At 66.6% G+C, this 12,179-nt stretch carries 9 protein-coding genes; 1 reads left to right on the top strand and 8 read right to left on the bottom strand.

Annotated elements, in window-relative coordinates:
* The 7 genes from BHE75_RS06435 to BHE75_RS06405 all read right to left on the bottom strand — a co-directional run bounded on the left by BHE75_RS06435 (position 1) and on the right by BHE75_RS06405 (position 10,004).
* On the bottom strand, positions 1-951 hold the full coding sequence (locus BHE75_RS06435; protein ID WP_070933200.1) for a bifunctional MaoC family dehydratase N-terminal/OB-fold nucleic acid binding domain-containing protein: 951 nt from the start codon (positions 949-951) through the stop codon (positions 1-3).
* A gap of 7 nt (positions 952-958) precedes the next feature.
* Entirely contained in the window at positions 959-2,152 is a 1,194-nt protein-coding gene (locus BHE75_RS06430; protein ID WP_070933198.1) for an acyl-CoA dehydrogenase family protein, read from the bottom strand.
* Between the two features lie 2 nt (positions 2,153-2,154).
* The gene (locus BHE75_RS06425) at positions 2,155-3,972 is read right to left on the bottom strand and encodes a long-chain-acyl-CoA synthetase (RefSeq protein WP_070933196.1); all 1,818 of its coding nucleotides are present in this window, start codon (positions 3,970-3,972) and stop codon (positions 2,155-2,157) included.
* On the bottom strand, positions 3,965-4,846 hold the full coding sequence (locus tag BHE75_RS06420; protein ID WP_070933194.1) for an alpha/beta fold hydrolase: 882 nt from the start codon (positions 4,844-4,846) through the stop codon (positions 3,965-3,967). Before BHE75_RS06420 ends, BHE75_RS06425 begins: the two co-directional genes overlap by 8 nt.
* Before the next feature lie 28 nt (positions 4,847-4,874).
* On the bottom strand, positions 4,875-7,187 hold the full coding sequence (locus BHE75_RS06415) for a TonB-dependent receptor (RefSeq protein WP_070933192.1): 2,313 nt from the start codon (positions 7,185-7,187) through the stop codon (positions 4,875-4,877).
* A gap of 179 nt (positions 7,188-7,366) precedes the next feature.
* A complete protein-coding gene (locus tag BHE75_RS06410) occupies positions 7,367-8,170 on the bottom strand; it encodes a Coq4 family protein (protein WP_070933190.1) in 804 nt (267 codons plus the stop codon).
* A 1-nt stretch (position 8,171) separates the two neighbouring features.
* Positions 8,172-10,004, bottom strand: a complete 1,833-nt coding sequence (locus tag BHE75_RS06405; RefSeq protein WP_254684376.1) for an acyclic terpene utilization AtuA family protein — start codon at positions 10,002-10,004, stop codon at positions 8,172-8,174.
* 76 nt (positions 10,005-10,080) lie between these two features.
* Between BHE75_RS06405 and BHE75_RS06400 the strand changes: the two genes are divergently transcribed.
* Positions 10,081-10,773 (top strand): Crp/Fnr family transcriptional regulator, encoded by a 693-nt coding sequence (locus tag BHE75_RS06400; RefSeq protein WP_015459859.1) that lies wholly within the window; start codon positions 10,081-10,083, stop codon positions 10,771-10,773.
* A gap of 514 nt (positions 10,774-11,287) precedes the next feature.
* Here the strand turns inward: BHE75_RS06400 and BHE75_RS06395 are convergent.
* A complete protein-coding gene (locus BHE75_RS06395) occupies positions 11,288-12,142 on the bottom strand; it encodes a helix-turn-helix domain-containing protein (protein ID WP_015459857.1) in 855 nt (284 codons plus the stop codon).
* Positions 12,143-12,179: the final 37 nt, after the last annotated feature.

The raw sequence follows: 12,179 nt of genomic DNA, 5'->3' as shown, positions 1-12,179 counted from the left end.
TCAGGCCAGGCGGAAGGCGGGCAGGATGTAATCCGGCTCCACCTCCACGAAATCCAGCGTTACCGCACGGCCGATCGCGACGTCCTCGGGCGCGGTATCGATCATGTTGGCGACGATGCGCACGCCTTCCTCCAGTTCCACCAGCACCACCGGCAGCGGATATTGGAAGCAGGGAAGCTGCGGCTGGTGCATCACCACGAAGCTGTGGATCACGCCCTTTCCGCTCGCCTCCACCGTGGTCCATTCCAGCGATCCGGTTTCCGGGCAGGCCGGCACCGGCGGATGGACCAGCCGGCCGTCGAAGGACTGGATCAGCAATTTACGCTGCTTCAGCCCCTCCCAGAAAAAGGCATTGTCATGGGTGATGGCCGGGCGCGGGTGCGGAAAGGTATTGGCTCCGGCATCGCCGGCCGGGGCCGCCGCCTTCGACTGTTCGAGCGGCGGCTTGAACTTGAGGATGCGGAATTTCATCCGCCCCACCAGCTCGTCCGCCTGATCGGTGAACTCGTAATCGATCGTCACGAAATGGCCGATGCCGAGCCCGGTCCGCTTCTCGTCCGAAATATCGGAGACGATCGCGCGGGCATGGATGATGTCGCCTTCCACGAGGTAGCGGAGATATTCCTGCTCGATATTGGTCGCCACCACACCGCGATATCCGGCCTCGTCGAACAGGCGCAGCACCGCCATGTCCTCGTCCTCGGTGCGGCCGCCGGCGCGATAGGGCGCCATCGTCCACACCTCCAGCATCGCCGGCGGGGCCACGGCCCCGGCAAAGCCGGCCGCGGCGCGGACATCGGGATCGTGCCACAGCGGGTTCGCATCCCCCATCGCCTCCGCCCAGCGGCGGATCATCGGCTGGTTGACCGGGTCGCGCGCCGTCACCGGCGCGGTGGCGGGACGGCCGATCCAGGCCCGGGCGCGGCCCAGCAAATCGCTCTGCTCGGTCATAATCCTCCTATCGCCCGCGCGGCATGCCGAAGGCGACCTGCGCCACCATGTCGCGCAGGACCTCGACGGTGCCGCCGCCGAACGTGTTGATCTGGCATTTGCGATATTCGCGCTCGATCCGGCCCCGCAGTTGCGCGCCCGGCGATCCGTCGCGCACCAGCCCGGCCGATCCCATGATGTCGAGCAGCAGCCGCATCACCCGGATCATGCCTTCGGTGCCGAATATCTTGAGGCCGCTCGCCAATTCGGGCCGGGTAACGCCCTGCGATACTTCCCAGCCGACGCGATCGCCCATCTGGCCGATGGCGCGCAGCAGCGCATAGCATTCGGCCAGCGCCATCTGCACCCAGCCCTGATCGATCAGCCGCCCGCCGTCGGCCGCCGGCATCTCCCGCGCCCAGCCGACGACATCGTCGAAGCAACCGTTCGCGCCATAGGTCAGCGCGGCAAGGCCGATGCGTTCATGGTTGAGCTGCTCGGCGATCAGCCGCCAGCCCTCATTCTCGCGGCCGATGATCATCGACGCCGGCACGCGGACGTCCTCATAATAGGTCACGTTGGTGCGGATGCCGCCCACCGTCCAGATCGGCGAGACGGAGAAGCCGGGCAGCTTCGTATCCATCATGAAGATGGTGATGCCCTTGTGCTTGGGCGCTTCCGGGTCGGTGCGGGCGGCGAGGAACACATAGTCCGCGCCTTCCGCCCCGCTGGTGAACACCTTCTGCCCGTTGATGATGAAATCATCGCCGCCTGCGCCCCCCGATCCGGGGTCGCGCACCGCCCGCGTCTTGAGCGAGGCGAGGTCCGATCCCGCGCCCGGCTCGGTATAGCCAATGGCGAAGATCAGGTCGCCGGCCGCGATCCGGGGCAATATCTCCCGCTTCTGCGCCTCGGTGCCGATCCGCATCAGTGCCGGCCCCACCGTGTTGACCGTCACGAACGGAAAGGGCGCCTCGGCCAGCACCAGTTCCTCCAGCAGGATCTTCTGCATCGAAGGATCGAGGCCCCGCCCGCCATATTCCACGGGCCAGCCGGGGGTGAGCCAGCCGTCCGCCCCCATCCGGCGGATGACGTCGCGATAGACCGGGCCGCTTTCCGCGCCCACGGTCGCCGCGCGCACCTCCTCCGTCATGATGCCGGCCAGATAGGATCGGAACTCGCGCCGCAGCGCCCGCTGTTCCGCGCTCGGTTCGACGCGCATGTTCAGGACTCCGAAGCGAAGGGGGCGATGCCGAGCCGATCGAGCGCCTCGGCCGTCAGCGGCACATATCGGCCGGCGGCGGGATCGACGACGAACAGCGGATCGCCCCCTACATTGGCGGGATCATAGCCTTCGCGCTGCAGATCGATCTTGCGCAGCTTGAAAGTGCTGGTCATGTCCGCCGCCCGCGTGAGCCGCACGAACAGCGGCACCGCATAGGGCGCGAGCCGGCTGGTCGCGAAGCGATGGAAAGCCTCGCCGTCGAAGGCCGAGGGATCGGCATAAGTGAGCGCCGCCATGCCCGCCCGTCCCTCCGTGCCCGGCACGGCCACGCCATAGATGTTGACGATCTCCGGCCCCGGAAAGCCGCCCAGCACCGTCGCCACCTCCTCGGTGGAGACATTCTCGCTCTTCCAGCGGAAGGTGTTGCCGATACGGTCGACGAAGTAGAAATAATCCTCCTCGTCGAACCGCACGAGATCGCCCGAACGGAACCAGACGTCGCCGGGGCGCACCACGTCGCGCAGCAGCTTGCGCTCGGTCTCCTCGGCCGATGTATAGCCCTCGAAGAAGCCGGCGACGCCGCTGCCGCCCAGCACCTCGGCGATCAGCTCCGCCACCTCGCCGGGCTTCGCCTCGACGAGCCTGCCGTCGGCATCGCGGACATGATCGTCGGCTTCCACGTCATAGCGGACGAACTTCATGTTGGTGTGCGCCGGATAGGGAACGCGTCCCACCGACCCGATACGGTTGTCGACATTGGTGATGCCGTAATTGGCCTCGGTCGATCCCAGCCCCTCGAACACCTGGCCGATGCCGAAGCGCCGGGTGAAGGCTTCCCACACATCGGGCTTCAGGCCGGCGCCCGTCATCACCCGTAGGCTGTTGTCGCGATCGTCCGGCCGCTCCGGCGCGGCGAGCAGATAGCGGCAGATCTCGCCGATATAATAAAAGGACGTGATCCCGTGTCGGCGGACATCCTGCCAGAAGCCGCTGGCCGAGAATTTGCGGCGCAAGACGAAGGGCACGCCGAAGGCGAGCGCGGTCGAAGGCACCACCATGCCGCCCGCGCCATGATAGAGCGGCAGGACGCAGTAGAACACGTCCCCCGGCCCGAATTCCATCAGGCCGCCCATCATCTCCCCCGCGTTCAGGAAACGCATGTGGCTCATCTTCGCGGCCTTGGGCAGGCCGGTCGTGCCGGAGGTGAAGATCAGATAGAGCGGATCGCCCATCACCACGCCGGCGCGGGATGCGCGATCGGGATCGACACTGTCGGCGGCCGCCATCTCCCTTCCCAGATCGCGCGCGTCCGCCAGCCCGGCAAGCGGCGTTCCGGGCTCGGCCTGCTCCCACAGCAGCGACGGAAGATCGACCCGGTCGAGATCGGCCAAACCGCGCGCCAGCGCGGAATCGACAATCAGCCCGCGCGCGCCGACCTGGCGCAGCGCATGCACGAGCACCGGCCCGCTGGCGGACGTGTTGATCAGCGCCGTCACGACGCCGATCTTGGCCAGCCCCAGCCAGATCAGCACGAAATCCGGCCGGTTGAGCATCATCAGCGCGACGACGTCGCCCTTGCGCAATCCCGCCGCCAGCGCGGCGTGGGCAACACGGTTGGCGGCCGCGTTCGCCTCCGCAAAGGTCAGCCGCTGATCCTCGAACAGGATGAACGGCGTGTCGGCATGATCGGCCGCCCGCTCCTCCAGCCGGTCGGCCACCGTATAGTCCAGATCCCGGCGAAAGCCGGCGACCCGGCCATAGCCGCGCATCAGCCGCGCCATGGTTTCCTCGCGGGTGGGAAGCTGCCAGTCAGCCATGCCGCGCCTCCCCGGCTTCGGCCCGCCGCGCGACGAAGGCGATGATGGCGGTCAGGAAGGCATCATTGTCGTCGCCGGCCACCATGTGCCGGGCATCCGCGATCTCCGCTATCTCGGCATCGGGCCGCAGCGCCTTGAAGTCCCGGAGCGATTCCTCGGACACCACCTCGCTCCGGGTGCCGCGCACCAGCAGGATCGGCGCATCGACGGTCTGGAGCGCGGCGGAAAGCCGCCGGTTGGTCGCTTCCGGGTCCCAGTCGTCGCGCGGCCGCACGAAGGCCGGGTCCCACCGCCAGTAATAACGATCGTCCTCGCCTCGCCGCAGATTCTTGGCGAGGCCGTCCAGCGACCGGGGGCGCGGGCGGTGCGGCAGATAGGCGGCGATCGCCTCGGCCGCCTGCTCCAGGCTGTCGAAGCCGTCCTTGGTGCCGCGCATGAAGCCCACGACATGATCGCCGCCGCTCCGCTCCAGCCGGGGCACGATATCCACCAGCACCAGCGCCGAAAGCGGTGCGCGCGGCTCCTCCCCGCAGGCCAGCATGGAGGATAGCCCGCCCAGCGACGCGCCGATCAATATCGGCGCGCCGCCGATCTCGCGGATGACATGGCGCACATCCTCGGCGAACAGCTCCAGCCGGTAGATGCCGTCCGGGGACCAGGCGCTCTCGCCATGACCGCGCAGGTCGAGCGTGGTGCAACGGAAGCCGCGCTTCGCCAGCACATCCGCCGTCGCATCCCACGCCCGCCGCGTCTGGCCGCCGCCGTGCAGCAGCAGGACGGGCCGGCCGGCCGCTGGCCCGCGCACATCGGCCGCGAGGGCGATACCGCCATGCCCCCGAAAGCTGATCCGCTCGGGCAGATCCATCTCGCTCATTCCCGTTCCCGTCCGCATCGAGGATGGTTCAGAACTTGAAACGCATGTCGACGCCATAGGCGCGCGGCTCGCCATAGCTGTTGACGGCGAAGCCCAGCGAACCGAAGTCGATGCCGGAGATGCGATAGACCTTGTTGGTCAGGTTCTTGCCCCAGAGGGTGAAGGTGGCCGATCCGCCGCCCAGCGCCACATCCGCCAGCATGATCCGGCCATCGAGCAGGCCATAGCCCGGCGCCGCGATATCGGCGTCATAGGGCGAGAAAGGCGGCCCCGGCAGCACGTTATAGTGCACCTTGCTCTTGTAGGTATAATCGAGCCTGAAGGAGAGCGCGCCCACGGACAGGGCATCGATCGTATATTGCGCGCCGGCGTTCAGCGTCGTGCTGGGCGAATAGCTGAAGCGGCCGATGTCGGAATAATCCTTGATCTGGTTGTCGGCCGGATCGACCGCCAGCAGCTCCTTGAAGTTGCGATCGACATAGCCGAAGGCCGCGTTCAGGCGGAAATTGTCGAAGGGCAGCGCCTCGACCTCCAACTCCACGCCCTTGAAGTCCGCCTTGCCCGCATTCAGCGTCTGGCTGGCGGCGCCGCCGGTGCCGGCGACGAACTGGTTGAGCTGCTTGTCCTTCAGGTCGGCATAGAACAGCGTGCCGTTGAAGCGCAGGCGGCGATCGAACAGCTCGCTCTTCAGGCCGACTTCGTAGGACGTCACCGTTTCCGGATCATAGCCGTCGTTCACCGCGCGCGGGTTGAACCCGCCCGCCTTGTAGCCGCTGGCGATGCGGGCATAGGTCATGATGTCCGGCGTCGCCTGCCAGGTCAAAGTCGCGGCATAATTGAACTTGGAGAAGGACCGCGAAAGCTGCCGCACGAACGGCGCCCGCTGGATCAGTTTCTTGTCGTCCCAGGTGTAGCGCACGCCGCCGGTGAAGCTCAGCGTGTCGGTGAAGCTGTAGGTCCCCTGGCCGAACAGCGCCTTGGATTCGCTTTCGGTGTCGTAATCGACGAGATTTCCAAGGTTAATGCCGACCAGACCGACACCCGTTATGTTCTGCACGAAGGTATAGGCCTGCGGATTGCGCTCATGCGCTTCCTCGCGGAAGAAATAGGCGCCAGCCACATATTCGAAGCTGGAGCCGATCTGGCCTATCGCGTTCAGCTCCTGGCTGAACTGATGCTGCCGGCGGGCATTGTCCGCACCGAACAATTGCACCGGCTGGATACCCGGCGGCGTGGGGCTCACCACATACCCCTTCAGCCCGGAATTGCCGTCCAGATCGGTATTGGCGATCGTGTTCTTCCATTTGCGGAAGCCGGTGATCGACCGCACCGTCAGGTCCGGGGTCAGATCCACCTCGGCGGTGGCGGTGTGGCTGATGTTACGATCCCAGGTGGCGGTAAGATCGGGCCGCGCTTCCTTCAGCCGCGTCGTGCTGGGCGGGATGAAGGCCGTACCGCCCATCGCCGGAGAACGGCTGAAATAATCGATCAGGTTCTGCTTGGCGACCGTGAGCTGCGCCATCGGCGCGACGCCGCGCATATCGGCCCAGTCGAACGCATAGTCGAAGCGAAAATCCCCGCCACGATCGAAGCTGAGCGCCGCGCGCACGGCATCGGTGTTGTAGGCGCCGGGATCGCGGCTGCCCTTCAGGTCCAGATTGTCGACATAGCCGTCGGCCTGCTTGTGCAGGTAGCTGAGCTTCAGCTTCAGGCCGCTTTGGCCGATCTCGCCCGTGTCGATCGATCCCCTGCCCTGCCAGTAATTGCGGTTGCCGTAGCTGCCGGTGACATCCACCCCGAATTCGTCGGACGGCTTCTTGGTGATGAGGTTGACCGCGCCGCCCGTGGTGTTGCGGCCATAGAGCGTGCCCTGCGGCCCGCGCAGCACCTCGATCCGCTCCAGATCGACCAGCTCAAAGATGGCGCCGGTCGACCGGCCGACGATCACCCCGTCGACATAGACGCCGATCGGGCTGTCCGCCGTCAGGATCGGTTCGGATTCGCCGATGCCGCGGATCTGGATGATCAGGTGGCTGCGCGACGACGGCCCCATCGTCGTCGACAGGTTGGGGGCGACCGCGTTCAGCATCGATGCGTCGGTGATCCGCCGCGTCTCGATGGTCTCGGCGCTGACGGCGCTGATCGCGAGCGGCGTGCGCTGCAGGGATTCGCTGCGCTTCTGCGCGGTGACGACGATATCCTCCAGGCCCTGCGCGTCGATGGCCGCCTCGCTGCCCTGGCCCTGGGCCATGGCCGGCGATACCGCCAGCAGCGTCAGCCCGCTTCCAAGATAGGCCAGCCGGCGTCGCTGCGCCTTTGTCGATCGGCGAAGATTACGCATTGTCCGAAGCTCCTCCCTTCACGCCGATCGGGGTTCTCTGATCCCGTTGTCGGCGGCGATATGATCCGCTGGAGGAAGGTCTTAGAATGCCCGGCGCGGCGCGCAGCGGCCGTGTGTTGTCAAATCCCAACACCATTGCCGGATAGAATCATAAAATGGTCCATCCGCGCGGGCGGGCTTCAGTTCCACTGCGCGGAGGCCGCCGCCGTATCGGCGATGCGCACGCCCCGGATACCCAGCTTCTCGCGTGCCTCGCCGGGCGTCAGCGCGAAAATATCCTCGTAGCGCATCAGGAACAGCGGGTCGGACTGGCGCCCCACCGCCGCGCCCCTTTCCATCGCATCAAGCGTCGCCAGCCAGGTCTGCGGATAATGGAGCACGGCGCGAGTCAGGATGCGTGTCGATCCCAGGATCGAGAAAGCGGAAAGCTCGCCCGCCAGCTCCGCATCCAGGTGAACGAACAGATTGGCCAGCCGCATGTAATAAGGCACCAGCTCGCCGATGAAATCGAAGCCGCCGCCGCCCAATATATGTTCCAGATCATGCGTCTGGCCGGCGCGAAGCTGGAAATATTCATAATCGTTGTGGGGCGTGAAACGCGGCACGATATCGACCTGCAGATCATTGCCGGCAAGCTGCGCGTGGAACAGCCCACCCACGCTTTCCGGCGGATAATCCTTCAGGTCCTCCAGCTGGAAGGTGGAGACGAAGCCTTCCTCGAACCACGCGTCCAGCGCGGGATTGCGCTTGCGCTCCGCCGCGAACAGCGCGTTGATATGATCGATGTCCTGCACCTCGCGCAGGATCTGCACGAGCTGGATCGAATCCGAAGGCGTCGGCACGTCCGCGCCGTTGCGGCGGAGCATGTGGGTCGCCACCCAATCGCGCACGCGCGCGTCGTTCAGGTAGCGGGATGAGCTTATGAGCACGCTGCTTTCGGTCGCGACCGGCTTTATGCCCTTCATCAGGTAGGAATAATCCATTTCAGGCTCCTTTCCGGCCGGCGGGCGCGAGCGCCTCGGCCAATGCCGCCGGCACGGCGACGGGGAAACGCAACAGCATCTGGGCCATGCCCTTGGCGGCGGGATCCAGCCGGGTGCTGGCATTGATGCCGCCGGTAAGCGCGTCGTGGACCACGAAGTTCAGGGCGTGGAAGCCGGGCACCTCATGGCGGTCCACCCGCGGGGGCACGCCGTTCCGTCCGAAATGGCGATACCATCGGGCCACCGCCTCCACCGTCAGCGCCGCGCGCAGGAAGGGGAGATAATCCGCCCGCCGTGCGATCACCGCGACGTTGAACAGATGCCCCTTGTCGCCGCTGCGCGCCCAGGCGAGCTGCATCAGATCGACCGTCCCGGCGGGCCCCGCGAACGCACCGTCATCCGCGAATGCCGGCGCGGCCGGCGCGGGAACATCCCCGCCTTGGGGCGGGAGCCACGGTGGCGCCGCCTGCGTTACGCCGCCGATCGTCACGCGCGGGGCGGCCACGGCTGCCTTGTCCAGCAGGAAGAGGAATATGCCGGTCATCGGCAGTACCTGCGTGCCGAGGTTGATCGACGTGCCGGGCGCCATGCCGGAAATGCCGGCCCATTGCTCGCGCGCGAAGATGTCCGCCCCCGCCTTTTCGGGGTGATCGGCCACCAGCTTGCAAATGATCTCCCGCGCGGCGCCCGGCCGGGCATGGTCGCCATAGCTCGCCTCCGCGCCGATCATCACCGTATCCGTCGCGGTGAAATCGGGGAGGTTGCGGGCGCGGAGCAAAGCCCTCGCCCGCGCGAACAGCGCCTCGGCCTGCCGGGCCGCCTTCTCCGCCGCATCTTCGCCCAGGATGGGTTGGTAGGCGGTGGCGCGCCAGCCGGCGTCGAAGGTGACGCACACCTTATATTGCGCGGTGGGCGGATTGCCGCGCGCGCCGCTCACCCGCACCCGATCGGGGCCGATCTGCTCCAGCGCCACGCCGCTGAAGTCGCAGCGGACGTCGGCGACGATATAGTCCGCCGGATCGCTGACCTCGTAAAGCAATTGCTCCGCCACCGTGCCGATCGAAACCAGCCCGCCCGTTCCGTCCGGCTTGGTCAGCACGAAGCTGCCGTCGGCGCGGCATTCGGCGATCGGAAAGCCGATATTCGCCCAGTCGGGCACGTCCCGCCAATCGGTGAAGGTGCCGCCCGTCACCTGCGCGCCGCATTCCAGCAGGTGCCCGGCCAGCGTGCCGGCGGCGAGCAGGTCATATTGCTGCTCGCTCCAGCCATATTCATGGATCAGCGGGCCGAGCGCGAGGGCGCTGTCCACCACCCGGCCGGTGACGACGATATCCGCGCCCCGCGCCAGCGCCTCGGCGATCGGGAAGGCGCCGAAATAGGCGTTGGCGCTGATCACATTGTCCGGGAACGGGGCGCCGGTGAACATGTCGCGATGGCCGGCGGCGCGCAATTGCGGGACGTCGGGCCGCAGATCATCGCCATCCACATAGGCCACCGTCAGGCTCAGCCCCAGCTCCGCGATCATCGCCTCCAGCGCGCGGGCGAGACCAGCCGGGTTCACGCCGCCGGCATTGGCGACCACCTTCAGGCCGCGCGCGGCGATGTCCCGCAGGTAAGGGCCGATATGAACGGTCAGGAAGTCGCCGCCGAAACCGGCCTCGGGATCGGCCGCCTGCATGCGGCCGAATATCCCCATCGAACCTTCGGCCAGATAATCGAGGATCATATAATCGAGGTCGGGCGCCGCCAGCAGCTGCGGCACAGACAGAGCGGTATCGGAAAAGGACGCGGTGGCCCCGCCGATCCGGACGATCTTCTGCTCGCGGCCCGCCATCATCCTCTCCTCCCATTTTTGGGCGAGGCTAGAGCTTTGGCTGGCGGATGATTGTTACGATAGTTACAATCCTGCCATGAAATCCGACGAACGCGCCTCCGCGCTGGCCCTGCTGCGCCGAACCGAATGGCTAGGCCGGCACCCGGCCGAGCTGGCCGCCGCGCTGCTCGATCATGGCCGGCTGGTGCGGTTGAACGCCGGCGAATGGGCGCAGGCCGAGGGCGATGAGCGGGACGGCCTGTTCGTCGTCCTCCACGGCCTGTTCCATTCCTATTGCCAGGCGCCCGGCGATCGCGAGGTGATGCTGGGCGCATCCGGCCCCGGCGCGGTGCTGGGCCATGCGACGCGTTTCAGCGGCGGACCACGCCTCGTCACCGCGATCTGCGCGGAACCGGGCGTGGTGCTGGAAATCGGCGTGGAGGCGCTGGAACGGATCGGCGCCCGCCACCCGGAACTGTGGCGCGCCATCGCCGATTCCGCTTATGCCAATGTCCGCAACGCCTTGCAGATGGTGGCCGAGGTGATCGCGCTGCCGCCCCGCCCCCGTCTCGCCGCCCGGCTGCTGGCGGCCGCCGGCCGGTCCGCCGACGGCACCGCGATCGTGCGGCTGAGCCAGGAACAGCTTGGGGAAACGGCCGGCCTTTCCCGCAAGACGACCAGCCAGCACCTTGCGACGCTGGAGGCGCAGGGCCTGATCCGGCGCGGCTACGGCCACATCATCCTGCGCGACCTTGCCGGCATCGAAAGGGTCGCCCGCGAAGGCGGATGACCGCGACCAGACCAGCTGCCCCCCTCCCCCGGCCTGCGCTCCAGCCCAGGCGGATGGACAAATCCGGATCACGGCCGCTGTTGGAGTTTTCGCCGACAGAGCAGCCATTCCGGACTCGCCGACATTGCTGACGATCTGATTTCGGTTAAGCTGTATCTGTGGAAGAGCCTAACCGTTACAGCAATGGGACTACGATCGGCGGCAAATTCGGCTGTGCCACCGCCGTGTTTGTCGGCCTTCCCGTACTCACCATTCTAATGTTCCTGAGCTTTTACGGTAGCTGCGCACCAAGAGAGCCTTGTCATAATGGTGAGGGGATGCGCTCTCTGGTTGTTATCTTGACGACACTATCGATCGCCACTGCCAGCGGGTTATTGGCCCGCTGGATCGTCAACCGCAGAAAGACGCGCGGCAGCTAACCCCGACATTCCGGTCATTCAGCGCATCGCAAAACCGTCCCCAAACCTGACGGCCGAATCACCATCGGAATTTGTCCACCCGGCCGGGGGCCTGGTCAGTCCACGCCCTGGCGCATGTTGCGATAGCGGCCTGGCGCTTCCCCGGTCATGCGGCGGAAGGCGAGCGAGAAGCTGGCCGGATTGGCGAAGCCCAGCATCGCGGCGATCTGCTTCAGCGGCTTGTCGCTGTCGATCAGCAGGCTCTTGGCGTGATCCAGCCGGACATCCTCGACGAAATTATGCACCGTCTTGCCGGTGCTCTGCTTGAAGGCGCGCATGAAATGCCCGCGGCTGAGGCCGGTCAGCGCCGCAAGGTCGCTCACCCGCACGCCGCCGGCGGGCCAGGCGCGGACATGATCCTCGATCGCGCGCAGCTGGTGCGGCGCCAGCCCGCCGCGTATCGCGCTGCCGCGCATGGCGAGCCCTTCGAAATGGCGGACGAGTTCGACCGGCAGCATGCTGGTGAGCGCATCGACCAATATGTCGCTGCCGAAGCCCGGTTCCAGCGCCTCCTGCCCCAGGCGGCGCATCGCCTCGACGATGCGGTTCGACCGGATATCGCCGAAGCGGGACAGAGCATGATCGTCCCACCCCTGTTCGAACATGGCCAGCGCTTCGTTCGATCCCTTGGGGAAGGTGCATGTCACCATCGTCAGCGGACCGCCCGGCCCGCTGCCCCAGATGGGATGGCCGGCCGGCACGTAAAGCAGGTTGCCCAGCGAGTAGCGGTTCGACGATTGGGGCCGGCCGAAATAGGATCGGGACGTGTGGCGGCGGCGCGCCGACATCAGCGTCAGCAGATGCTGCGACGGGCAGCGCACCTGTTCCGAAGGCACGTCGTAATTATAGGTCTGGACGCGCACCCGCGTGGAGCCGCAATGCAGCTCCGCCTCCACCACGTTCCGGCTCATCGGCACCTCTCCGCATGCCTCGTTCGATCAGGTTTTC

Source organism: Edaphosphingomonas haloaromaticamans, assembly GCF_001853345.1.
GTDB classification, from domain to species: domain Bacteria; phylum Pseudomonadota; class Alphaproteobacteria; order Sphingomonadales; family Sphingomonadaceae; genus Sphingomonas_E; species Sphingomonas_E fennica.
The sequence above is the reverse complement of the archived record's forward strand: the minus strand, read 5'-3'. Positions and strand labels throughout refer to the sequence as shown.